The sequence below is a fragment of the Chlorogloeopsis fritschii PCC 6912 genome, assembly GCF_000317285.1.
GTDB lineage: Bacteria > Cyanobacteriota > Cyanobacteriia > Cyanobacteriales > Nostocaceae > Chlorogloeopsis > Chlorogloeopsis fritschii.
Window position 1 is genome coordinate 239,992 of the sequence record NZ_AJLN01000116.1, and the last position, 23,565, is coordinate 263,556.

Sequence of the window (23,565 nt, forward strand, 5' to 3'; positions counted from 1 at the left end):
TGTGGATTGATGAATCGTTTTCAACTAGTGTGCGATCGCAGCTATAGCAGCCCTAAATCATTCGTGAATCACAAATTAGATCAGACTGCTATGTAGCTAGCGATCGCGTTCGATATTTTTATATTTAAGGTCTATTGACTAAGAGTTACAACTCCACAGGCTATTCTTGCCCCACCAGCTTCTGCTGCCGTACCACCCGCTTTTTGTTGATCTTTTAATAGGTGGATGATGACTGCACTACCGTCTCCGTCAAACAGGGTGAGGGGGCCTTCACTTAGTGTGACTCGGCTAGTCTGCGTACTGTATGTTGCAACGCCCGCCGCATCCACTTCTAAGTTCGGCAAGTCGCCCATATGATAAGGGTGGTTTTCCTGTACGGGAAGTTCATTACCGAAAGGGCCAGGATCAAAGTGCCCACCGGCACTGCTATAAGCAGGATCGGCATTAGGATCGCACACACCTACAGAATGAATATGGAAACCGTGCAAACCGGGAGTCAGCTTAGTCGGATTGCCTTGAACTTGCCCCCAAATTCTGACCACACCATCTTGACGCTGACTCAGATTTAGGGTGCCAGTAATGTCGTCACCGGTAATCTGGACTTGTGCTCGTAGCGCAGACTGCGACATACTTGGTTGCCCCATTAGAAATCCCCAAACCAGCACCAAGCAAAGGCTGACTCCTATGAAAAACAAAGATTTTAGCGGCGAAAACTTGATCACCATGACCTCCTGCTGTAATGACAAATAACTAGAGTTAACTTCCATTTGGTACTTGTACATCACGCTGCAAAGACGGCATGGCAAAGTAGGTGGCTATTTTTTCAATATCCACACTTGCTTTGAATAAAACCCTTTTGAAATTGAACGGGAAAGAATTAAATTTTCTCGCTTTAGTTTAGTGACTTAGTCTGTTGATTGTAACTAGGGTATGGTTCGTCCGCAGAGATGATGTACTTGCAGGTAATGAAACAAGGATTAACAAGACAGATCCGAGATAGCAACCAATACTGACATGAATGTAAAGCATAATTTCAGACTTCGCGGCACACTTCTAGACATTGTTCGATCAGTCCTACATAATCTTTGAGTAGCAGTATTTTGTACTCATAACTGAGCGTTATCACTTGTATTACCTCTGTTGTACATTATTGCATGTTATGGTGTAAAAACTTCCCTGAAATAATAAAAATAAGTATTATCACGCTACTTGCTTTACCTTAGAAATGTTAATGAAAATCTTCTTTACTACACTTATTTTGTACTGACTTCCCCATTGTGATAGTATTTATATCTGTTTTAGTTGTTGCTCAAGCCACTGTAAAATCCGGTTCCACGCCCACCATGGATCTGAGTCTTGTGCTTGGCGTTGGCACTGTTTGCTACTTAAATAGCCAACATGACCACCATAATGAGTAAGTAACAAATCTATTGCTGGATTTTTAGCACAGATTGCTTGCAAATCGGGGGCGATCGCCGGATCGAAAAACGGATCGTCTTGTGCGTAAATAATCAAAGTCGGTTTTGAAAAGCTTTTAAGTAATGGCAAAGGACTGCTAGCGTCATAGTAAGCCTCTGGTGAAGAAAAACCCAATCGTCCAATCACTAGTTCTCGGTCAAAAGCCCAAATGCTATTTGCTCTTTTAATCGCCTCTGGATCGAAACTTCCAGGATGAGCATCATGAATTTGCCACGCTAAATTTTTCAGGCTCTGAGCAATCCTGGCTTCAAAATATCTACCTGCTGGGTAACTAACTAAATAAGTAAGAGAGCGTCGCGAATCTAAGTTGGGACAAATTACCGCTGCACCGCCAATGTCACTTTCTGTAATGCCTAGATTTTCTTTGCTCTCAGACAGTTCCATCGCTGCTTTTACTCCCCACAGCGCTAACTGCCCCCCTAAAGAATAACCTGTGAACCAAAATTTGCTTGGACATCCCATTTTTGCCGCGGTTGCGGCAATGCGGACAAAATCTTCTCCCTCATATAAACCATCACTAGTTAGCGTCGGTGATAACTTAGCAGTTTTGCCATGAGCACGCCAATCAAATAAGACTACAGCATATCCTTGCGCGTATGCCTTACGTCCTAAAAGCCTAAGAAACCATTGGTTTTCTAAATCCCCTGTAATACCGTAGGTGCCGATAATTGTGCTGTGAGCGTTGTTAGGTATAGCCACCCAGCCAAAAATGGGTATGCCTTGCCCACCGATAAAAATTTGCTCCTTGTAAGGCGGTTCGGGGAATGTTGTAGACTTTTCCCAGTTAAGAGATCCCCACAAAGAAGCGTAGACAGTCATTGCTACACCGTTTTGCAAAAATAGCGGCGGATTATAGGGCGGGAAATACATAATTTCGACTTGTGAGAAATTCTACCTGCTTGCTGCGCGATCGCTCCTTAGCAAACACAAACCAAAAAATAGGGTGGGCACAACCCACCCTATTTCATTTTGTCTGGCTATGCTTTGCTCTTACAACTTAGTCCCACACTCAGGACAAAAGTTATTATTAGGAGCATTTTTTGCACCGCAATTTCCGCAATATACGGGTTCTACGTCGGTTTTTGGAGCCTGCTTGGGCAAACCAACCATTTGAGCGTTGCTCTTACCGGGGGCTACCATTGGGTAGCAGTTTTCGTCTTTGGTGACATGGGCATCGATAATTACCGGGCCATTGTGAGCTAACATTTCGGCGATCGCATTTGGCAATTCTTCCCGGCTATTGATGACTATGCCCTTGATCCCATAAGCTTTGCACAGTAACTCAACATCCGGCATCCCTACTTCCATGTTCGAGCATGAGTAACGCTCGCCGTGAAAAGCTTGCTGCCATTGGCGTACCATGCCTTGCCAGCCATTATTTACAATTACAGTCTTGACATTAATACCATACTGCGCTAGAGTTCCAAGCTCTTGCAAGCACATCTGGAAGCTGGCATCACCGCTGATACAGATAACTTCCTGGTCAGGGAAGGCAACTTTTGCACCCATGGCGGAAGGTAAGCCAAAGCCCATCGTTCCCAAACCACCACTAGAAATCCAGCGTCGCGGCCCTGTTTTGAGGAATTGGGCTGCCCACATTTGATGTTGTCCGACATCAGTAGTATAGATAGCATTGGGCGCTTGCCGGGCTACTTCCACTATCACCTCTTGCGGTGACATACTATCTGGATGCTGGGGTACTACCAGTGGATACTCTTCCTTCCAGCGGTTGATTAATCTCAACCATTCTTGGGTTTGGTTGGGTGTACTCTTGAGATCCAATTCTTGACATCGCCGCAAAATATCAGTGAGGACGTTCTTGACATCTCCAACGATGGGTACATCGGGAACGCGATTTTTGCCTACTTCTGCGGGATCAATGTCAATGTGGATAACTTTAGCGCGGGAAGCGAATTCATCCAGCTTGCCGGTGACGCGGTCATCAAATCTGGCACCAACACATATTAGTAAATCGCAGTCGGTGACAGCAAAGTTAGCATAAGCAGTGCCGTGCATCCCCAACATATTTAAAGACAGGGGATGATGTTCGTCAAAGGCACCCAAACCCATCAACGTAGTAGTGACAGGGATATTAAATAATTCAGCTAGTTCTTGAAGTTCTTCGTAAGCACCAGAAGCGATCGCACCCCCACCGACGTACAGCAAAGGGCGGCGGCTCTCGCGAATTAGTTGAATTGCGGCGTTAATCTGACGGGGATTACCTTTTACTGTCGGGCGATATCCAGGCAATTTTACCGAACCCGGTTCTACTGGTACATAGTCAAATTCTTCAAATGCCACGTCTTTGGGGACATCAACCAAAACAGGGCCAGGTCTTCCCGTACTGGCAATATGGAATGCCTCAGCAACAATTCGCGCCATGTCTTTGGGATCGCGCACTACGTAAGAGTGCTTGACGATGGGCAGCGTAATTCCGTAAATATCAGTTTCTTGAAATGCATCTGTACCAATCATTTTCCGTGGTACTTGTCCTGTGACAATCACCATCGGAATCGAGTCCATATAGGCAGTGGCAATACCTGTGACTAAATTAGTCGCCCCTGGCCCAGAAGTACCAAAGCACACTCCTACCTTACCCGTAGCGCGGGCGTAGCCATCTGCGGCATGGGCTGCGCCTTGTTCGTGTCTTACCAGGATATGCTTAATGCCGCCAGAGGCTTGTTCAAAATAAAGTTCATCATAAATTGGCAGAATCGCGCCGCCAGGATAACCAAAAATATATTCAACGCCGTGGCGTTTGAGACTGTCAAGCAATGCAAAACCACCAGAAGCCCGTCTGGGCGTTGCGACTGGCGACAAGGAGACATTAGACTGGGTGGGATTCTCAATTTGTGGGGCACCTATTTGGGAACGCGATCGCACAGTCAAACCTCACGTGATAGCTAAGATAAAGCTGAAATTCTGTATTTAAAATTTCATTTTAATTTAAAACTCTCATAATTAATTGAGATTGTTCCCTATTCTTGACATAAAAGACTGGTTTATGAATTGAAAATGGGTGTGGGGGTGTAAGGGTATAGGGGTGTAGGAGAAAAAACCTTCTGCCTCCTGCCTTCTAAATCACATCTTCCAAAACTTTACGGGTATTTTGCCAAGCCCAAACGCCAACTACAGCAACTATTACGCTCATTCCGACAAGCACGCTGCGCAAACCCAGAGCATCAGTGACAGGGCCAGTAATTGCTAGTGGAGCCGACAGAGCAATGTTAACGGCATGATTTTGAAATCCAAACACTTTACCATGCATTGAAGGTGGTGTCTGCTGTTGAATTAAAGTTTGCATTGGCACACCAACTAAAGCTGCACCAATTCCCAACACGGCACAAAGCCCCAATGCTAACAACAAATTATGGGTAAAGGTGAATACTCCCAAAACTATAGCCATCATTAAAAATCCGAACAAGGGTAAAGGCTTGTGATGCACTTTATTAGCCCAATGCCCCAAAATTGCTGCTCCCAAGACCATTCCTACCCCTGCGGCTGCCAAGAAAAAGCCGAATTGTTTCTCTTTTAAGCCAAATTCCTCTGCCAATCGAATTGCCAACACCGTTAAAGCAGCAAATACGCAATATAAAGTTATTAGTTGCAGCATGGCATTTAAGACTAAACGATTGCTTTTAAGATAGCGTAAGCCCTGTTTAAAGTCTGTCCAAGGATGGATGATTGCCTCACTATTATCAAGAGTTCTGTTGTCTTTAAAGTTAATTGGCTGCATCATGCCCGCAGAAGATAGGTATAGGATCGTGACAACAAGCTCTTGTCCGTAATTTGGCCCTAATACATCTTTCGCCCAACTCAGTATTGGCTCACCGATCGCAAACCCAACAATGAGAGCACCCATCATCGTGCTGCTAAACAGCGCATTAGCTGCCATTAAATTTTCTTTTCGTACTATCAGCGGAATGGCTGCTTGCTCTGCGGGGGCAAAAAACTGCGTGATTGTAGAGATAGCAAAAGTCATTAACAAAAGAACCAGGAACTCCCGCGGCAAAAAGGGAATTAGCAACGTTAACAGACCGCGTACAAAATCAGAGCCAACCATGATGATTTTTTTCGGAAAGCGGTCAACAAAGACACCTCCGGCAGAACCAAACAGAATGGCTGGTATTGTAAACGCCATCATCAAAGTTGAATACATGGAGTTTTCTGCCAAACCGATCGGAGGTGGATAATTTTCTAGTAGGGCTACCATCAAAACAAAGAAAACTTTATCAGCCAGCTGGGATAATAACTGCCCAATCCACAGCAGCATAAAGCCACGGTTTTTGAGCAGAACACCAAATCCATTGTTAACGGCAGCAGGTTCAGTTGGAAACATCAGAATCAGGGTTGGGGTTGGGGGAGCAGGGAATAGTAGGGGGCAGTGCCTCGTGCTTGCCTTGGAGTGAGGGAGATTTAGGGGGGTTTAAAGTTAATTTTTAACCTATCACCCCATCACATTTTCACTCCTGCTTAATCCCTATGTTTTCCGGATTAATTTTCTTCATAACGCATAAAAAGCATATACAAAAATTCAATCGCACTTAGACGTTTTGGTAGCTGCGATTCCCCAACAGACAAGTCTACCCACCAACCTTGTACAGTTTGGGGCGATCGCCACATATCTAAATGCTCGACAGGTGGGTCTGCATAAAAGTTATTGTGCCCACAACCAAGTATTTTGGAACTCCAGTGGGTGAAATAATCATGACTCATTCGATGGATAGGGAAATTTCCCACCAATGGAACTCCCCATCCATCTATGGCAATAAAAGCTTTAACATACCCTCCAAGAATTTGCCACAAGGATGCGGCTGCGATCGCTCCAACTACGCCAGCACTAAAACTTATGAACATCACAGGCGCTTTTTGCTCGTTACCCAAGCGATCGGACAAAAACTGCACAATATGAAATGCCGATAAAGACGAATAACCAACTGTTGGGTAAATTAGTATATCTACGGAATTTTTGCTAGTTGAGGTATCAGTAAATAACGCACTCAAGCTAGAAGTAAAATTCTCTGTTAACTTTGGTTCATGAATTCCAGGGCAAATAATTATGCTCATCCGTTTTTGTTGCTAGCAGTTTCCACAATCATTTTGCGTCTAGAAAAACTCGTAAAAATTTAGTGTTGCCAAGCAGCAAAAAAGGTATTCGTTAACACTAAATACTATTAATAGCTCAAAAATTTAATTCCGGTCTATTAAATCTGACACAAAATGGTTAGTTAGTCATTGGTCATTGGTTAGTAGTTAGTGGTTAGTAGGTAGTGGTTAGTAGTTAGTAGTTAGTGGTTTCTCCCCCTTGCGCCCTGCACCCTTGCTTCTTTCTGTCCCCGTGTCCCCTACCCTAGTCCCTAGTCCCTAGTCCCTAATCCCTAATCCCCCATCCCAGGTATGAATTTTAAGCTTTGTTCTTTTAAGTGTATTTATCCTCTCCGGGGGGATAGGATAATAATTAAGTAGTAAGAAAAACAACCTCTTCTAATTACATTGAGGAATAGATTGTGGTTGCCACGCCGGAAAAACTAGAACATACCCACGAGCATTTACCAAGTCAACAACGCGTAGCCGTGTTGTTGATGGGCTATGGTGAAGTCGAAAGCTATGAAGATTTCGCTAACTATAACGAACAGGCTTTAAATCTCCTAACAGCAAAATTTGCACCAGTACCCACTTGGATTTATCCCCCTTTGGCTAGAATTTTGGCTTTATTTGATCGCCATGAGTGGGGACACCAGCACAATGATTTTATTTCTCCCCACAACGCTATATTTGAAAAGCAACGAGAAGGTATAGAAAAAAGTTTGCAACAAAGTTGGGGCGATCAAGTTCAAGTCTTCAAAGCTTTTAACTTCTGCGCTCCCTTCCTTCCTAAACAAGTCTTAGCAGAAATTAAAAACCAAGGCTTTGACAAACTTTTGATATACCCATTACTGGTAGTTGATTCCATCTTTACCAGTGGTATAGCGATCGAGCAAGTTAACAAAGCTTTATCAGAATTGACTGATGGTAATGAACACTGGCTCAAAGGGCTACGCTACATTCCTTCTTTTTACAACGAACCAGCCTACATCGATTTGATGGCTAATCTTGTAGAAGAAAAAATTGCCAGTGACTTAGCCAAAGCTTACCTACCAGCAGAAATTGGTATTGTGTTAATGAATCACGGTTGTCCCCATAAAGCTAAAGGATTCACCTCTGGGATTACCGAGAGTCAGGCACTATACGACTTGGTGCGCGATAAATTAATTAACCGTTATCCTTTAATTTCTGTAGGTTGGTTAAACCACGACACACCCTTGATTGAATGGACGCAACCAAGTGCCGAACAAGCAGCGAAAAATCTCATTCAACTAGGTGCAAAAGTTGTAATGTTTATGCCCATTGGTTTTGCGACAGAAAACCACGAAACTCTATTGGATGTACATCATATTATTCATGCATTAGAGAAAAAGCATAAGAGTGTTAACTTCGTGCAGATGCCTTGCGTCAACGATCGCCCTGAGTTTTTAGCTATGGCAGCCCAATGGGCAAATTCTCACATTGAAGAGTTATTAACAGAACAAGCCATAACAGTTAACTCGCACTTAGCGATCAACCATCACCACCATCACCATCATTAAGAAGAGCAGGAATTGGGGATTGGGGTTCGGGGATCGGGTAGAGACGCAAGGAACCGAAGCGTCTGGTACAATTCCTCCCTTGTCCCCTGTTCCCTGTACCCTGTCACCTGTCCCCCTATCCCCTAATTCACGCCTCGCAACTTGCGGGTATTGTCAACTAAACTCTGGGCAAATTGGTCAAATCTTTGAGAAAGCTTATCATCTAGGAGCTTACCTTCTGAGTTAAAAGCATTCCATGCTTGACCAACAGCAATTTGTTCGGGAATTACCCAAGCGTGTACCCAGCGCATAATGACTCGCAAGTCATTTAAGGCGTTGCTGTTAGACTGTCCACCCAAGACGCTAATTAGCCCAACAACTTTATCAGACAACTGATCGAAACTCATTAAATCCAAGGCATTTTTGAGGACACCACTCACGCTCCCGTGATACTCTGGTGTCGCTAAAATTAACCCATCAGCACTGCTAACAGCATCTTGTAACCGTTGCACGTCTGGGTAATCTGGATACTCTTGTCCCCCAGTACAAAACGGTAACTGCATTTCTCGCAAATCGAGAATTTCTACTTCTGCGCCTAAAGCTTCTACGCGTTGCGCTGCTAGACGTAAAGCCATCTGGCTATAGGAGCCAGATCTTAAACTACCACCAATACCGACAATTTTGACCATAATTAAATCAACAAACTAGTAGTTAGCTTTAATAAGTATTTCCACTATCTAAAGGAGGGTTTTTGCAAGTCGAATTCATTATGACTATGTATATTTATATTATATTAATTTTTTCTGAGGCTTGAAGGTATCGCTAGAAAGATCCAGGAGTGCGGCTATGCAAAATTGGGAATGAGTTTTTGTGGAAGTTACACTAGAGTGAGAAAAAGTTATTTCAACTCTTTCTAGATAAAAGCCATAAAAACCAGCGCTCAACTTATGGCAGCCGACAAAAGGTAATTGTTTATGAGAAGTTTTGAGAAAAAGACACCTATGAAACAGCAACCAAAAAAGCGCATAGCTTTGACAGGGGCGCTGGCAGCCGGTTTGATGATGTTGCCAGGATTTGTTGGGGGTACTCCTGCCTTGGCACAAAAAGCAGAGCGTGACTCCCTTACTTATGGCGAGTTGTTTCAGAAGATTGATCGCGGAGAAGTTAAAAGAGTAGAACTAGACGAAAGCGAACAGATCGCAAGGGTGTATCTAAAAGGACAACAACCCGATGCACAACCGCTACAGGTAAAACTTTTAGAGCAAAACTCAGAGTTAATTTCTACACTGAAAGCAAATAGAGAGGTTCAGTTTGAAGAAGTTTCCTCTGCTAATAGTAGGGCTGCGGTTGGTCTTTTAATCAATCTGATGTGGATTTTGCCACTGATTGCTTTAATGTTGTTGTTCCTACGTCGTTCTACTAATGCCTCCAGTCAAGCAATGAATTTCGGGAAATCCAAAGCTCGTTTTCAAATGGAGGCAAAAACTGGCATCACATTTGGCGATGTAGCGGGTATTGAAGAAGCCAAAGAAGAACTGCAAGAAGTTGTTACTTTCCTCAAGCAACCAGAAAAATTTACTGCTGTCGGCGCACGTATTCCCAAGGGAGTGTTATTAGTAGGCCCGCCCGGAACAGGTAAGACTCTCTTGGCAAAAGCAATTGCTGGGGAAGCTGGTGTACCTTTTTTCAGCATTTCCGGTTCAGAATTTGTGGAAATGTTTGTAGGCGTTGGTGCTTCTCGTGTCCGCGATTTATTTAAGAAAGCAAAAGAAAATGCTCCTTGTTTAATATTTATAGATGAAATTGACGCCGTAGGAAGACAACGGGGTGCGGGGATCGGTGGTGGTAATGATGAAAGAGAACAAACCCTCAATCAGTTATTGACTGAGATGGATGGTTTTGAAGGCAACACAGGCATCATTATTATTGCTGCTACCAACCGCCCAGATGTTTTGGATACAGCATTATTGCGTCCTGGACGATTTGATCGGCAAGTGATTGTAGATGCACCTGATCGCAAAGGACGTTTGGAAATTTTAAAAGTCCATGCTCGAAACAAAAGAATCGACCCAGCAGTTTCTCTGGAAGTTGTTGCTCGCCGTACACCAGGTTTTACAGGAGCAGATTTAGCTAATCTGCTCAACGAAGCGGCAATTCTGACAGCACGCAGACGTAAGGAAGCAATTACCCAGATAGAAATTGACGATGCGATTGATCGCCTAACAATAGGGTTTACTCTCAATCCACTGTTGGACAGTAAGAAAAAGCGCTTGATTGCTTATCATGAGGTGGGGCACGCTCTGTTGGCAACACTTTTACCACAGGCAGATCCCTTAAATAAGGTGACAATTATTCCTCGTTCTGGTGGAATTGGTGGTTTCTCCCAACAAATTCTAAATGAAGAGATGATAGATAGTGGTCTTTACACTCGCGCTTGGCTCAAAGACAACATCACCATGACTTTGGGAGGCAAAGCCGCAGAAACTGAGGTATTTGGAGAAGCTGAAGTTACAGGCGGAGCTAGTAACGATTTAAAAATGGTAACCAACCTAGCCCGAAAGATGGTAACGATGTACGGGATGTCTGAGTTAGGTTTAGTGGCTTTAGAAACCCAAAATAATGACGTGTTTCTGGGCAGAGACTGGGTAAGTCGCAATGAGTATTCCGAAGAAATGGCAACTAAAATTGACAGACAGGTGCGGGAGCTTGCTGTTGAGTGCTATCAAGAAGCCCGTCGCATCATTCGTGAAAATAGATCGCTCGTAGATCGGCTTGTGGACTTGTTGGTAGAACAGGAGACAATAGAAGGAGAGAAATTCCGTCAAATTGTTTCTGAATATACTCAATTGCCAGAAAAACAACAATTAGCAGTGTCTAATCAAGGTTAGTAGATAGTAGCTAATAGCTAATAGTTAGTAGGTTTTGTGGATAGTAAATAGTAGTTTTTAATTAAGAACTGCACCACTAACCACTGTACGGTCGGGTTTAGAAGATAAATTATCTGTTTGAACGGCAAGATAATCAACAAAACCCGTACGGCAGTCGCTACAACGGAGGAGCCACTGCGGTGGACGGGTTTCCCGGCATAAAGCATGTGGCGTGGAGCCGGAGACGTTTCCGTTAGCTCCTCTTAACCTCCAAGGGCGCGCTGCCTCCCCTACTAACCACTAACTAATACCCATAATCACGAACAAATTTTGATTTCTCAATCATTACTTGTGACTTTTAAGGGATAGTTCTAAGTGTTGCGCTTTTGGCTAGTTCTTGTTCGGAGAACATCTGCCGAAGAACTAATGCCGGATCTACATAATTATTGCCATATCTTAGTATCCAATGGAGATGAGGGCCTTTAGTACGTCCAGTCATCCCAACTCGTCCTATTCTGACTCCAGCGTTTATTTGCTGGCCTTCCCAAACTTGAATTCCTCCTGTGCGATCGCTAAGAAAACGACGACCATTTGTGGTTTCAACGTGTCCTTCCATGTGGCAGTAAGTGTGTTCCCACTCGCCAGATTTAATAACTATATGGGTACCGCAAGCACTGCGATCGCCTACTTTAATTACCCTACCAGCCCACCAATTGCGAATGTAACTACCTTGGGGAGCAACTATGTCTAAACCACTATGAAATTCCCAATTAGAATTACCATCAACAGAACGACGGTAGCCAAAGGGAGAAGAATATGACTGAAAATTTTCTACAGGGAAAGAGGCTGCTAACCAAGTGTTTTCTTTTGGTAATTGTGTGATTTTGATTTCAACAGCCGTAGCTATTTTTAATTTCGGTAATAAATTGATTAAACCGATAATATTCAATCCTATAAATAGGCTGGTTCCAAAAAATATGATTCTTTTTTGCAGCTTATTCATTTATGTATTCCTCAATTTAATATATTGATTTTTGGTAATATCAAGTTTGGTTAAATAGATGAATAATTGGATAAAACTGAGCGCAATCCAGCAAAAACTATTGATTCTGAGCTAGTTAATTCTCAGTCAATAGAAAAAATATATTATTCTGGTATACATATTTAAATCTCTTGCAAAAGTTACCATTACAAGAGATGAAAAATGTTGAACTTTCACTCTTACCAATTGCCTGGCTTCTGCAAGCAGTTTATCGCAATATCATACTTAAGGTTATGACATTCCTAAGACATATATAAAACAGTATATTTTCGGCTCTTTGATGAATTTTTAATTTAATTTAGACTGAGGCGTTTTTAGAGCTAAGTTATATCTTGTAGAATTTACGGTAGTAAGTTTACTGAGTAAATGATAACTGATTAGTAACTAATGAGAAAATTTTAGAATTAACACTAAATTAATTATTAAAAACACAAATTAAAATCTTGAGTTGTTTTACTTGTATTTTACGATAATACCAAGTCAGCAAAATACAAGTAAATAACTGTAAAAACAACTAAATTTTAGACAAATGCTTTAGTGCTTAAAATCAATATCTTTTGTACTCGCTGCCTTAATTTTAAGATGCTCGGCTAGCTAAAAACAAAGTTTTTAGTAGTTCTGTGACTATCCACCTTTTAATAAGTCCTATAATCAGACGTTGAGTATTTCCTTGTAGCAAAATTGGTGGATATAAGCTGATTGCCATCCACAACTTTTTACGAGCTTGAATCAAATTATCAATACTATTACTATAGTTCTGCAAATATTTACGCGTGCAGTATTGATACACTGTAGCTAAACTTTGATTCTTGAGATATTGAAATTCTGGTGGAAGGGTTTTAAAGGCTTTTTCAACGACAAAAACACAAGCCTTTTCCATCTGCTCAATTTTAGATGAGGTGGAATGTGAAGATTGGCGATAAAAAACTTGGTATTTAGGAACTAATACAAATTCCCATTTAGATGCAATCCTGAGCCAATAATCCCAGTCAGTGCAACTTCCACATTCAGGATCGAAGTATTCTCCAGATTCAATCGCTTTTTTGCGAATTAAAGCGTTAGAACCACTAGCTATAAAATTACATACTAATAAATTCGCCAATACATTACCTTTAAAATATATAGGCTCACCTTTACCTAACAATTGTCCTTGCTCATCGATAAAATTAGTCCAACTATATGCAATACCTGCTTTTGGATTTTTTTGCAAGGCTTGCACTTGTAATTCCAATTTATCACTTGTCCATAAATCATCAGCATCCAGAAAAGCAAGAAACTCTCCGGTTGCATGAGAAAAGCAACGATTGAGAGATGTAGGTAAGTCTACATGCTCATATGAAAAAACTTTTAGGCGTTGATCTTGAATATTTTTTAATACTTCTAAAGTGTTATCAGTTGAACCATTATTAACAACAATAATTTCAAAATCACTGAAAGTTTGTTTGAGAACTGATGATATTGTTTCTACAATGGTTTTTTCACCATTATAGACAGTCATTACAACAGAAACAGTTGGCATAATTTAATTTAGATTGTATAGTTTTGAACAAATAAGCAAGTTTTTATTTGTACCCAGATAAGAGCTTTATCTTTCTATGGCAAAGATAATAATTTTATCTGAAAATTATAATATCATGAGTATTATATACATACAGAGCAAAAAACAATAAATTTCATAATAAATTTATATTGGTTGAGGAAGATTTTACACTTGCAGGACAACAAGATACTTGATATGTGCTAGATATTATGTAAAGTCTTTTCAGAAAATTACTGTAAATCTTCTATAAACTTTCCTTGGCGTTTTCATATACTTGCGTTTATGCATCTGCCGGAAAAAAGGAGCTAACCAGTTTTTAAGAAAGCAGGGTGTAAGTAAGATAAGCCAGGCAGATGCTTTCTTTGATAAAAAGCGATCGCTTCACTACCTTGCTTAACATGATTGCTTTTTGATTCCTCCAGGTAGGAGAAAATAAGAAACCTTTGCATTATTTCTGTTATCTAGCTCTTTGCCTTTAGCATAGGTACTAAATAATTTACAAAGGTTTCAAATAACTTCTTTATTCTTTATAAAGAGTACTAAACCTATTAGAAGATTGTAAAAACAACAGATAAATTTCTGTACATTTTACTACAAAACTGCATTATTTCCTGCTTTACTGAAGTAATCCAAAGAAACTAAACTGCCATCGCTGCCCTTGTTTCTAAAGGTTCACCCGTCAAGCTAAAAGCGCGAACTTCAGTAACTTTAACTTTTACTAACTTGCCTTTTAGATCGTTGATGCTACCTGTAAAGAAGGTAAGGCGATTGGTGCGTGTGCGCCCCATTACCTGAGTTGTATCTTTAGGATTTTGATCTTCGACAAGAACTTCTTCGATACGTCCTAGATAACGCTGCGATCGCTCGGCGGCTTTGATGGCTACCAGATGATTTAATCTTTGCAGGCGATCGCTTTTGACTTCTTCACTAATTTGCTCATCCCATAGGGCGGCGGGTGTTCCCGGACGTGGGGAATAGGCTGCGGTATTCAATTGATCGAAACCAATATCTTCTACGAGTTTGAGTGTATTTTCAAACTGTGCTTCCGTCTCTGTTGGGAAACCCACAATCGCATCGGCACTAATTGCCGCATCTGGCATATACTCACGGATTGTGTCAATAATCCGGCGGTATTTTTCGTGAGTGTAACCTCTTGCCATCCGTTTCAATACTTCGTTATCCCCAGATTGAAAGGGAATGTGGAAATGTTCGCATACTTTGGGCAATTCCGCACAAGCCCGGATTAGGCGCTCTGTGAAATAACGAGGATGACTAGTCGCAAATCTGAGGCGCTCAATTCCTGGCACATCATGAACGTAGTAAAGCAAATCTGTAAAAGTATGCTTATGCCTTCCTTCTGGCGTTACGCCCGGCAAATCTCGTCCGTAGGCATCAATATTTTGTCCTAAGAGCGTGACTTCTTTGTAACCTTGTCGCCCCAATTCTTCCATTTCAGCGCGAACAGCCTCCGGTGTTCGAGATTGCTCAACACCGCGCACATTGGGAACGACACAGTAAGTGCAGCGTTCGTTACAGCCGTAAATCACATTTACCCAAGCAGTAACGGTAGCATCCCGTCGTGGCTTGGTGATATCTTCCATAATATGAATTGGCTCTGTGGCTACAACTTGGTTGCCGTCAAAAACTTGTTGTAATAAATCTTTCAGACGGTTGGCGTGTTGCGGCCCCATAACCAAGTCTAATTCTGGCACTCGCCGCAACAGTGCTTCGCCCTCCTGTTGGGCAACACAGCCAGCAACAATCAGCGTTAGATCGGGTTTTTCGTGCTTGCGTTTTGCTTGTCTACCGAGATAAGAATATACTTTTTGTTCGGCATTATCCCGGATTGTACAAGTATTGTAGAGAATTATATCTGCATCATTAGGATCTTCTGACCACTCAAAGCCCATGTCTTCTAAAACACCAGCCATGCGCTCTGAGTCAGCTTTGTTCATTTGGCAACCGAAGGTGGTGATGTGATAATGGCGTCTGGCAGTTGTCATGGGCGATTGTACTTAAGCTCTAATAATTTTAAAGGTTTTCTTTAATTGTATTAACTCTAGTTACCAATTACCAAAACTTACTAGTTACACTTCTACTCCAAAATCCCAACAAAAATTTTGACTATTTCTTCTAAATTATCGGGCAGGGTGTAGGAACTAATATCTCGCGTTACTGTGCGTGAAGCAGTTTCCAGCGTGCCAAAAACCCATACATCTCCCATTGTCACTGTTCCATATATTGTATCGGGTGCGTTCTCCAACATAGACAGCGCAATCATTTCCACCGCTAACTGCGTAAACCCCCGCGTTAAGTCATCTCGTTTTGCTTCTACGACAATTAGGCTATGTTCAGATTGAATCAAATAATCCAGGTTGCCTTGCAGTAAATTGTTTACCTTTAAGGGATACTCAATTCGTAGGATTCGCTTGCTGATAACCGCTACCCTACTTAAAACTGGCGCAATCAAAATTTCTCGTTTTGCGGCTTCACTGCTAAGGCTGACATAAGGGATAGTTTCTTCAATTTGCTGTCGCAGTTCGTTGAGCCGTTCTAGTTGACGGTTGGTTCTGGGGAGTTGCAAGCGAGTGCGAGCAAAAGCATAACCGAATTCTGCTAATACCTCATCTGTGTCATTGGGTAATTCAAAGTATGAACGAAACGAGTAGTTAGCATCTTCGCGGAGAATTTTTAACTTGGACATGAGCGGATTCTCTATACCACCTTTTATGTCTGCCACCAAGCTATGCGGCTTTATAAATACTTGGTTCTGGAAGCGATTCACCTGTCACTTCGTATGCCATAATCAAGGACTCTAATGCTTCAATACCATTTTGTACTGCTGACTCGTAGGTATCGCCATGAGTACGCCAACGTTGTCCAGGAAAATCAGGGAATCCCACTAAGAAGCAGTTATCTTCATCAGACCATTGAATTATCATCTGATATTTAAATTTATTCATCTTCGTGTTTCTCCTCTACTTCTAGAATAGCTTGCTGGACTTCTTTTTCCTGATAACGTTTAGCGTCTGCACTATCCTTACCAGAAATTGTAAGTTTTCCAGTATACAAAGGATGTATCCAGTTAGTATGACTTCCTTTGCCTGGAAGTTCTGTAAAACCAGCTTGACGCAACATTTGTTTCAGTTCCCGGATTTTCTTTGGCATCGCTGGTTTCCGGCAAGTTGTTTACTAACTTATTTTAAGAATAAAGCAAGCCCCACTATCCCTAACGGTCATGAGAAATTTTGAACGACTAAGATATTCATATTCCCGAATTTTTATTCTGCAAATTTAATATTCAACCAATGGAACCAATTATCACATTACCCAACTACATTAATGGTCAGTGGTGTGCATCGGTAGCTACAGAATTTTTAGACGTAACCAACCCAGCAACAGCAGAAGTATTAGCTAAAGTTCCTCTGTCGCCTGCATCTGAGCTACATCAAGCTGTTAAAGCAGCAGCAGAAGCTTTTTTGACATGGCGTCGCACGCCACCTACAGAACGCGTGCAGTATTTGTTCAAACTTAAGAATCTATTAGAAGAACATTTTGAGGACTTATCCCGCACAATTACCCAAGAATGCGGTAAGACTTTAGCTGAGTCGAAAGGCGAGATGCGCCGGGCGATTGAAAATGTGGAAGTCGCCTGTGGTATCCCCATGATGATGCAGGGAACGAATTTGGAAGATATTGCCAGGGGCATTGATGAAATCATGATTCGGCAACCTTTGGGAGTATGCGCGGTTATTGCTCCTTTCAACTTTCCGGGGATGATTCCGTTTTGGTTTATGCCCTATGCCCTTGCCTGTGGCAACACCTATATCGTTAAACCATCGGAAAAAGTACCGTTAACGATGCAGAAAATCTTTCAGTTACTAGAAAAAACTGGATTACCCAAAGGTGTGGTGAATTTAGTTAATGGGGCAAAAGCAGCTGTTGATGCAATTTTAGATCATCCTCAAATTCGGGCAATAAGTTTTGTTGGTTCCACACCTGTAGCTAAATATATTTACAGTCGGGCAGCGGCAAATGGAAAGCGCGTGCAATGCCAAGGCGGGGCGAAAAATCCAATTATTGTCTTACCAGATGCAGATATAGAAATGACTACCCGTATCGCTGCTGACAGTGCTTTTGGTTGTGCTGGGCAGCGTTGTTTAGCTGCTTCTTTTGCTGTCACAGTTGGGGAAGCACGGCACACATTTACAGAGGCGATCGCCGAAACAGCTAAAAAACGAGTCGTTGGTAATGGTTTAGATCCTGGTGTAGAAATGGGGCCAGTTATTAATGCTCAAAGCAAGGTGAGAATTGAAGGCTTAATTAGAAAAGGAGCAAATGAAGGGGCAAGATTGCTAGTAGACGGTCGATATCCAAATATACCCGGTTATGAAGCAGGGAATTTTATTAAACCGACAATTTTGCAAGATGTCGATCCTGGCAGTGAACTTGCCCGTACAGAAATTTTTGGCCCTGTCTTAAGTTTGCTTCATGTAGATACCATAGATCAGGCAATTTCATTAGTGAATAGCGGTCAATACGGTAATATGGCTTGTTTATTCACTACTAGCGGTGCGGCGGCGCGTAAATTCCGGTATGAGGCTGAGGCTGGAAATATTGGTATCAACATTGGTGTTGCTGCGCCAATGGCATTTTTCCCTTTCAGTGGTTGGAAAGAAAGCTTTTTTGGTGATTTGCACGGACAGGGTAACCATGCAGTAGAGTTTTTTACTCAAACTAAAGTGGTGGTAGAACGCTGGCCTGGCGATTGGTCACGTCAATTTTGAAGAGGATTGCACCAATAAGCAGAACCATCCCGCATTCTATTGATTAGTTTACTCTCAAATAATTCTCGTCGCAATAGAGCAGGATCGTTAAAGGTGTGATATTGATTCAGTAGGGCATTGACTTCTTTTTCTGTGTAGGTTACTCCAGGCTCAAATTTTGTTGCCAGGTACTCCAAAACTAGCTTTTGGAACTTGCCTCGATTTCGTTTCGAGGGCCATTCTTTCACGCGTCCTTGCTCATCTAGGTAGCTTTTGAGTTCTGCTAAGTAATCCATCATTTATGTTAGAACTTTGCAAAATCAATTTGGTGAATGTTCAAAACATATTAGAAAAAACACAATTTCGCATCCGCTGTTCTGAATATTAAGACTATTAGCTGACATATTCATTCTATGTTTGAATGGCTTCCTGAAAGAATTGAACAAGCACAGCAGGTTTTTCAAGAGTTCTCATTAGACTGGACGTTCATCCTAAATCCACCAGCAACAGAAACAGAGATTCGAGCTTGTGAGGAAGCTCTTGGTGTAACACTTCCACCTAGTTATCGGGAATTCTTGTTGCGTCACAACGGAGCTAATTTTTTTTGTACTGACTTGGGCGAAACGTACGATCGCTCAATATGGGATGATTCTGGGCTGATTATTTATGGAACTGATAACCTCGTTGATTTCAATCAAGAAAAGCAAGAGATATATACAGACGAAGAATGGGATTCGCTGATTGCTTTTTGCTATTTAGAGAGGATTGGAACTGGTGATTTCTGCGGACTCGATCCACAACAAAAAACCAACTTGGAGTATGCAGTACTAGATTGTTTTCACGAACTTGCTCCAGCAGACTGGCGACAAGCGCGGATTGCCTCTTCCTTTGCAGATTGGTTAGCAAGAATCTTTGACCAAGTAATCTTACACAAGAAATACCCAGAATACTGGTTTGAAGCAGAATCGTCATCATCGTTTTCACTTGCCGAAGAAACGCCAGACGCATTAAACAGACAGGGTATCAAAAAGGCTCACAGACACGACTATATAGGAGCAATTCGGGACTTTAACCGGGTACTTCTACTAGCTCCTAATCATCACGAAGCCTATTATGAGCGGGGCAATGCATACTTTATTTTGGGTAATTATGAAGAAGCGATTAAAGACTTTACCCATGCTATTTGTTTCAATCCCCAGTCTGTGATTGCCTATAAGAAGCGAGGGCTTGTTCGTTCTGAACTTGGAGAATATCAGGGAGCGATTGAGGATTTTAATCAAGCTTTGCAGATTAGTCCCAGAGATGCTGAAATCTACAATCATCGAGGGAATGCCCGCTCTCAGTTAGGAGATAGGCAAGGAGTTATGGAGGATTACCAGAAAGCTGCTGAACTTTTAGCTGAGGAAGAGAAGATAGTACAGCCAGAGTTTGTATTTTGTGATTATGAGGATATAACTACAGAAAGTTCGCAAAATATTCTGGAGTAAATACTTTGACGGTACTGTTCTTTGAAAACGCGATCGCCTAAATCGCCAAAATGACTCCAATCTCCATCTGGCACCCAAGTCAAGTAAAATTCGTCACTGTTGGCAATAGACTCATAGGAGAGAAACGTGAAAACAAGACTTATTGCCAAAACACTGCTGACATCATTGGGTTTGTTCGTTTTACTTGCCCCGCAACGCACTCATGCTCAACTAGTACCACAACCTTGGGTTTCGGTGGGTGGCAAAGATGGTGATGTTACCTATTCTATAGGTGCCAGGGCTTTTGATTGGGGTGCTGAGTTTGGAATCGGCCCTGATAGCGCTACTGGTGTAGATGTGCTAAGATTTTTGAGTTTGCCAATAGTTTCACCTTATGTAGGATTGGGTTACTATTCCGAAGATAAGGGTGTTGCAGTCTCTGGCGGAGTTCAGGTAGGCGCAAGTGATAACCTTTTTTTAGGTGTTGGTTACAACTCTGTTCGCGGTGTCAACGGACAATTAGGAATCAGATTCTGACTATATAGTAGGGATGAGCGACTAGTAATCTGTCAACAAAAAAATAATTTGTTGAGGCTGACACACCAAACGCAGAGAATTTTTAATCCTGTAAAACTATTCTGAACAGAGTACTAGAAACTAGGAAAGAGAAGATTAGCAACAATAAAATTGGCTAAATTTTTGCATAATTAGCAAAAAAAGCTCATCTTAACCTTATTCAGGCAATGAATTGAGGTGTATCTCCCCTTACTGCTTCTTAACTAAAATTTTATATATTAGTCTAGACATAGTTAAATATAAAACTTTAATGTAAGTTGGGTTAAAGAACAAAACCCAACTTTTACAAAATTATGATGGGCAGAGCGTAAGCGCTACCTATACTACAAATACTTGTGCCAATCTACTTACAAATCTATTACTATGCTTACAAACATCAAGCACAAGCAAAGGGTTAGAGGGTAATCTGATTTAATTAGGTGTAGGATATTGACTATGTTTAAGTGATAGAGAAAACTATATTCCGCCATCTCATCGCCAGCGATCGCTTACTTGCTGCTAATAATTCCTTTGTTTGGGGAGAAAATAAACTGCTGACTACTCACCTTGATTTTTTGAAATTTTAAGAGGTTTTTAAGATAATTTTAGGAAATTTTCTCATTATTAGATTACTAGCTTTTAATTAGCTTGCTTTCTAGCTATTTATTACTATTTTTCTAATTAATTGCCCCATCGGCCCTATTCAAGTAGTAGGATCGGCATATATAGGAATTTTAATGAATGGCAGTAATGCTTAATTCTGTTGAGCTATGGCGTTAAAGACACTGAAGGATATTAAGGTTATTTATTTAACAGGCATCTCTGTATGGAGCAAGGCTTAAGGTTATTACTTCAATTAGTACTAGAATTTGCACCTGTGATTGCAAGTTTAGTACAAAAAAGTAATGAAGTACGTCAAGAAACAAATAAAGATGAGTATCCCAGACATATTCAAGAAATCATTCATACTGTAAGTGGTGCTAGTCAAAAACTGAGTTTGTTGGGAGGATTTGAAGAAGAAAAAAACCAACGCAAAGAGCAACAAGAGTTAGCAGTTTTCTACCGTCAAACACAATTACAAATAGCAACTCAAGAACAAGAAACAGCCCTCAAGTTACCAGAAGTAGAGAAAATATTTGATAGTTGGCCTTTGCGTTTATACCCTTCACAAATTCTAAATTCTGTCACGACAGAACGCAAGCCACTCAAAATTTTCCTGGCTCCTCCTAAAGTGAAATTTGATAATTTTGATACTCGTCCGGAGGAAATTTATACAAATATAGAGTTAATATTAGCGGAAGGATTACGAGATTTCCTTGGCAAGCATTACTCTCTACAAAATTTAGTTAGACCAACAGAATTTTTAGCAGGAGCTTGGGAGAGTAAGCGTTTTCATAGTGAATCAAGTATTAAGGCTCTGTTTGGAATTTTGAAAACAGAGCCTGTTTTGATTTTAGAGTCAGAAGCAGATGGAGATTATTTAAATTTCCGGATTGGTTATTGGGGAATTGAACAAGAACATTATTACTACAAAACAATTTCTCGCATACCTTATAGAGAAATTATTCAGCAGTCGGCAAAAAACCGTGCCTTAGAATGGAGAAAAATTAGAGATGAATTAATAGCTTTGGGAGAAAATCTGGAGGAAATCAACTATCTGGGTAGAGAAAATGCTATTAATTTAGCATTATTGGAAAAGGAAGAAAAATGGAAAGCTAAGGGAATTGATGTTAGTAAGTTATCTTTGCAATATCAGGTTAATCGTCAAGATTTTGAACAACTTTGTCAGGTTTTAATTACTTGTCACTGTTTAGTTGCTGGCTGGGTAGCAGATGTTTATCACTTGGTTCATCATGATGTACCTCCCTTTTTACCAGATTTACTACCGAGTTTAATTAACAGTCCAGTTGATTTGCAATCACTGCAAGCGATCGCCGAAGGGTATCAACAAATTTACCAAGCTCTGGAAACAGAGCGTCGTGATTGGATTCCAGAATTGGCTTTACAGTTAGCTCACAGTTTCTCTCACCTGAGCGATCGCTCTTTGGCTCGGCAACAACTAGAATATTCAATCAAAACATGGCTGCAATTGCGACAAATAGGAGCAGTGCAAGTCAATAATCCACTCCAAATTATGCGATCGGCAGCCAGGATAGAAGACACTGAATATTTCCAAAAATTAAGAGAATATTTTGCAGCAATTGGTGATATTCAGGGTATTACCCAAGTTGAGGAAATCTTGTATGCGATCGCTAACTTGAAAATTAAACGCCAAGAAAATTATGCTTATCTTAGCCATACCCTGAGTGGACATATTGGCAAAATTACATCTTTAGCAATTAGCCCAGATGGGCAAATTATAGTTAGTGGTAGTGCAGACAAAACAATTAAGCTATGGGATCTCAATACTGGTAAATCGATCCGTACTTTAAATGAAAATGTAGGAGAAGTGTCATCAGTGGCAATCAGCCCGGATGGGAATTTTCTCGCTATAGGTAGCTGTCAACACCCAAAAAGTAATGTCAAAGTCTGGCACCTCGCCACTGGTAAACTGCTGCACACTTTATTGGGACATCAAAAGCCAGTAAACTTCGTTACTATCAGTCCAGATGGACTAATTCTTGCTAGCGGCAGTAATAAAATCAAAATTTGGAACCTGCATAAAGGCGATCGCATTTGTACCCTATGGCACGCTTCCTCAGTTCACGCTGCTGCCATCAGTGCTGATGGTTCAATCCTAGCCAGTGCCAGCAGTGATAGCAAAATTCGACTGTGGAACCCACGCACTGGAGAACCACTACGCACCCTCAGCGGGCATACGGGTGAAGTACACTCGGTTGCGATTCATCCCAATGGCAAGGTTCTCTTTAGCGGAAGTGCTGATAACACGATCAAGATTTGGGATCTCGATAGTGGAAAAATGTTGCACACTTTTGCTGGGCATTCAGATGAAGTGAAATCAGTTACCATTAGCCCAGATGGGCAAACTCTCTTTAGCAGCAGTGCTGATAATGCAATTAAAATTTGGTGTTTGCAGTCAGGGGAATTGCTACAAACTCTGACTGGGCATTCAGGAACAGTAAATGCTATTGCTGTTAGCCCAGATGGTAAATTTATCGTCAGTGGTAGTTCCGATCAAACAATCAAAATTTGGCAGGTAGTTTAATTGCAAAGAAGTCAAAATATTTGCTTATGGAGAGTTACGTAAAATTATCCTCTAGTATTGCTATAGCTCGCTTTTATAA

The 23,565-nt window shown here is 41.3% G+C and carries 21 protein-coding genes; 7 read left to right on the forward strand and 14 right to left on the reverse strand.

What is annotated here, in order from left to right:
* Window positions 1-131: 131 nt before the first annotated feature.
* The 5 genes from UYC_RS0125010 to UYC_RS0125030 form a co-directional block, all read right to left on the reverse strand.
* Window positions 132-725, reverse strand: a complete 594-nt coding sequence (locus tag UYC_RS0125010) for a superoxide dismutase family protein (RefSeq protein ID WP_016874561.1) — start codon at window positions 723-725, stop codon at window positions 132-134.
* A 562-nt stretch (window positions 726-1,287) separates the two neighbouring features.
* Window positions 1,288-2,349 carry a YheT family hydrolase gene (locus tag UYC_RS0125015; protein ID WP_016874560.1) on the reverse strand — a complete coding sequence of 354 codons (1,062 nt, stop codon included), beginning with the start codon at window positions 2,347-2,349 and terminating at the stop codon, window positions 1,288-1,290.
* Window positions 2,350-2,469: 120 nt separating this feature from the next.
* Complete coding sequence (gene ilvB / locus UYC_RS0125020) at window positions 2,470-4,362, reverse strand: biosynthetic-type acetolactate synthase large subunit (protein ID WP_016874559.1); 1,893 nt, start codon at window positions 4,360-4,362, stop codon at window positions 2,470-2,472.
* Between the two features lie 193 nt (window positions 4,363-4,555).
* On the reverse strand, window positions 4,556-5,818 hold the full coding sequence (locus UYC_RS0125025) for an MFS transporter (RefSeq protein ID WP_016874558.1): 1,263 nt from the start codon (window positions 5,816-5,818) through the stop codon (window positions 4,556-4,558).
* A gap of 155 nt (window positions 5,819-5,973) precedes the next feature.
* Window positions 5,974-6,546 (reverse strand): hypothetical protein, encoded by a 573-nt coding sequence (locus tag UYC_RS0125030; RefSeq protein WP_016874557.1) that lies wholly within the window; start codon window positions 6,544-6,546, stop codon window positions 5,974-5,976.
* 440 nt (window positions 6,547-6,986) lie between these two features.
* On the opposite strand from UYC_RS0125030, the gene UYC_RS0125035 reads away from it, so the two are divergent.
* Window positions 6,987-8,105: a ferrochelatase gene (locus UYC_RS0125035; RefSeq protein ID WP_016874556.1), complete on the forward strand. Its 1,119-nt coding sequence runs from the start codon at window positions 6,987-6,989 to the stop codon at window positions 8,103-8,105.
* Window positions 8,106-8,227: 122 nt separating this feature from the next.
* Here the strand turns inward: UYC_RS0125035 and UYC_RS0125040 are convergent, their stop codons facing one another.
* Window positions 8,228-8,773 (reverse strand): NADPH-dependent FMN reductase, encoded by a 546-nt coding sequence (locus UYC_RS0125040; RefSeq protein ID WP_016874555.1) that lies wholly within the window; start codon window positions 8,771-8,773, stop codon window positions 8,228-8,230.
* Between the two features lie 285 nt (window positions 8,774-9,058).
* On the opposite strand from UYC_RS0125040, the gene ftsH reads away from it, so the two are divergent.
* Complete coding sequence (gene ftsH / locus UYC_RS0125045) at window positions 9,059-10,972, forward strand: ATP-dependent zinc metalloprotease FtsH (RefSeq protein WP_026087455.1); 1,914 nt, start codon at window positions 9,059-9,061, stop codon at window positions 10,970-10,972.
* A gap of 337 nt (window positions 10,973-11,309) precedes the next feature.
* Here ftsH and UYC_RS0125050 read toward each other — a convergent pair whose 3' ends face one another.
* From UYC_RS0125050 to UYC_RS0125075, 7 genes are all read right to left on the reverse strand, one after another.
* Window positions 11,310-11,954 carry a M23 family metallopeptidase gene (locus UYC_RS0125050; protein ID WP_016874553.1) on the reverse strand — a complete coding sequence of 215 codons (645 nt, stop codon included), beginning with the start codon at window positions 11,952-11,954 and terminating at the stop codon, window positions 11,310-11,312.
* A gap of 616 nt (window positions 11,955-12,570) precedes the next feature.
* On the reverse strand, window positions 12,571-13,512 hold the full coding sequence (locus UYC_RS0125055) for a glycosyltransferase family 2 protein (RefSeq protein ID WP_016874552.1): 942 nt from the start codon (window positions 13,510-13,512) through the stop codon (window positions 12,571-12,573).
* Window positions 13,513-13,838: 326 nt separating this feature from the next.
* Window positions 13,839-13,982 carry a hypothetical protein gene (locus UYC_RS38140; RefSeq protein ID WP_157171277.1) on the reverse strand — a complete coding sequence of 48 codons (144 nt, stop codon included), beginning with the start codon at window positions 13,980-13,982 and terminating at the stop codon, window positions 13,839-13,841.
* 189 nt (window positions 13,983-14,171) lie between these two features.
* Complete coding sequence (miaB, locus tag UYC_RS0125060; protein ID WP_026087454.1) at window positions 14,172-15,536, reverse strand: tRNA (N6-isopentenyl adenosine(37)-C2)-methylthiotransferase MiaB; 1,365 nt, start codon at window positions 15,534-15,536, stop codon at window positions 14,172-14,174.
* A 92-nt stretch (window positions 15,537-15,628) separates the two neighbouring features.
* Window positions 15,629-16,237 carry a hypothetical protein gene (locus tag UYC_RS0125065; RefSeq protein WP_016874550.1) on the reverse strand — a complete coding sequence of 203 codons (609 nt, stop codon included), beginning with the start codon at window positions 16,235-16,237 and terminating at the stop codon, window positions 15,629-15,631.
* Window positions 16,238-16,277: 40 nt separating this feature from the next.
* The gene (locus UYC_RS0125070) at window positions 16,278-16,496 is read right to left on the reverse strand and encodes a type II toxin-antitoxin system HicB family antitoxin (RefSeq protein WP_016874549.1); all 219 of its coding nucleotides are present in this window, start codon (window positions 16,494-16,496) and stop codon (window positions 16,278-16,280) included.
* A complete protein-coding gene (locus tag UYC_RS0125075; RefSeq protein WP_016874548.1) occupies window positions 16,489-16,701 on the reverse strand; it encodes a type II toxin-antitoxin system HicA family toxin in 213 nt (70 codons plus the stop codon). The genes UYC_RS0125070 and UYC_RS0125075 overlap by 8 nt, the downstream gene beginning before the upstream one ends.
* 140 nt (window positions 16,702-16,841) lie before the next feature.
* On the opposite strand from UYC_RS0125075, the gene UYC_RS0125080 reads away from it, so the two are divergent.
* Window positions 16,842-18,320 (forward strand): CoA-acylating methylmalonate-semialdehyde dehydrogenase, encoded by a 1,479-nt coding sequence (locus UYC_RS0125080; RefSeq protein WP_016874547.1) that lies wholly within the window; start codon window positions 16,842-16,844, stop codon window positions 18,318-18,320.
* On the opposite strand, the gene UYC_RS0125085 is transcribed toward UYC_RS0125080, so the two are convergent.
* Window positions 18,311-18,598 carry a DUF2087 domain-containing protein gene (locus UYC_RS0125085; protein WP_016874546.1) on the reverse strand — a complete coding sequence of 96 codons (288 nt, stop codon included), beginning with the start codon at window positions 18,596-18,598 and terminating at the stop codon, window positions 18,311-18,313. The genes UYC_RS0125080 and UYC_RS0125085 overlap by 10 nt on opposite strands.
* A 114-nt stretch (window positions 18,599-18,712) precedes the next feature.
* On the opposite strand from UYC_RS0125085, the gene UYC_RS0125090 reads away from it, so the two are divergent.
* The 4 genes from UYC_RS0125090 to UYC_RS0125100 all read left to right on the forward strand — a co-directional run bounded on the left by UYC_RS0125090 (window position 18,713) and on the right by UYC_RS0125100 (window position 23,486).
* A complete protein-coding gene (locus UYC_RS0125090; protein ID WP_016874545.1) occupies window positions 18,713-19,786 on the forward strand; it encodes an SMI1/KNR4 family protein in 1,074 nt (357 codons plus the stop codon).
* A gap of 126 nt (window positions 19,787-19,912) precedes the next feature.
* Window positions 19,913-20,302 (forward strand): hypothetical protein, encoded by a 390-nt coding sequence (locus tag UYC_RS0125095; protein ID WP_016874544.1) that lies wholly within the window; start codon window positions 19,913-19,915, stop codon window positions 20,300-20,302.
* A 482-nt stretch (window positions 20,303-20,784) separates the two neighbouring features.
* Window positions 20,785-20,907 (forward strand): hypothetical protein, encoded by a 123-nt coding sequence (locus UYC_RS40005; RefSeq protein ID WP_268743993.1) that lies wholly within the window; start codon window positions 20,785-20,787, stop codon window positions 20,905-20,907.
* A 239-nt stretch (window positions 20,908-21,146) separates the two neighbouring features.
* Window positions 21,147-23,486 (forward strand): WD40 repeat domain-containing protein, encoded by a 2,340-nt coding sequence (locus tag UYC_RS0125100; RefSeq protein ID WP_016874543.1) that lies wholly within the window; start codon window positions 21,147-21,149, stop codon window positions 23,484-23,486.
* Window positions 23,487-23,565: the final 79 nt, after the last annotated feature.

Bases quoted from the DNA above. Each gene is read 5' to 3' on its own strand.
- UYC_RS0125010 (WP_016874561.1), bottom strand. From the start codon at position 725: ATGGTGATCAAGTTTTCGCCGCTAAAATCTTTGTTTTTCATAGGAGTC.
- UYC_RS0125015 (WP_016874560.1), bottom strand. From the start codon at position 2,349: ATGTATTTCCCGCCCTATAATCCGCCGCTATTTTTGCAAAACGGTGTA.
- UYC_RS0125025 (WP_016874558.1), bottom strand. From the start codon at position 5,818: ATGTTTCCAACTGAACCTGCTGCCGTTAACAATGGATTTGGTGTTCTG.
- UYC_RS0125030 (WP_016874557.1), bottom strand. From the start codon at position 6,546: ATGAGCATAATTATTTGCCCTGGAATTCATGAACCAAAGTTAACAGAG.
- UYC_RS0125040 (WP_016874555.1), bottom strand. From the start codon at position 8,773: ATGGTCAAAATTGTCGGTATTGGTGGTAGTTTAAGATCTGGCTCCTAT.
- ftsH (WP_026087455.1), top strand. From the start codon at position 9,059: ATGAGAAGTTTTGAGAAAAAGACACCTATGAAACAGCAACCAAAAAAG.
- UYC_RS0125050 (WP_016874553.1), bottom strand. From the start codon at position 11,954: ATGAATAAGCTGCAAAAAAGAATCATATTTTTTGGAACCAGCCTATTT.
- UYC_RS0125055 (WP_016874552.1), bottom strand. From the start codon at position 13,512: ATGCCAACTGTTTCTGTTGTAATGACTGTCTATAATGGTGAAAAAACC.
- UYC_RS38140 (WP_157171277.1), bottom strand. From the start codon at position 13,982: ATGCAAAGGTTTCTTATTTTCTCCTACCTGGAGGAATCAAAAAGCAAT.
- miaB (WP_026087454.1), bottom strand. From the start codon at position 15,536: ATGACAACTGCCAGACGCCATTATCACATCACCACCTTCGGTTGCCAA.
- UYC_RS0125065 (WP_016874550.1), bottom strand. From the start codon at position 16,237: ATGTCCAAGTTAAAAATTCTCCGCGAAGATGCTAACTACTCGTTTCGT.
- UYC_RS0125070 (WP_016874549.1), bottom strand. From the start codon at position 16,496: ATGAATAAATTTAAATATCAGATGATAATTCAATGGTCTGATGAAGAT.
- UYC_RS0125075 (WP_016874548.1), bottom strand. From the start codon at position 16,701: ATGCCAAAGAAAATCCGGGAACTGAAACAAATGTTGCGTCAAGCTGGT.
- UYC_RS0125080 (WP_016874547.1), top strand. From the start codon at position 16,842: ATGGAACCAATTATCACATTACCCAACTACATTAATGGTCAGTGGTGT.
- UYC_RS0125085 (WP_016874546.1), bottom strand. From the start codon at position 18,598: ATGATGGATTACTTAGCAGAACTCAAAAGCTACCTAGATGAGCAAGGA.
- UYC_RS0125090 (WP_016874545.1), top strand. From the start codon at position 18,713: ATGTTTGAATGGCTTCCTGAAAGAATTGAACAAGCACAGCAGGTTTTT.
- UYC_RS0125100 (WP_016874543.1), top strand. From the start codon at position 21,147: ATGGAGCAAGGCTTAAGGTTATTACTTCAATTAGTACTAGAATTTGCA.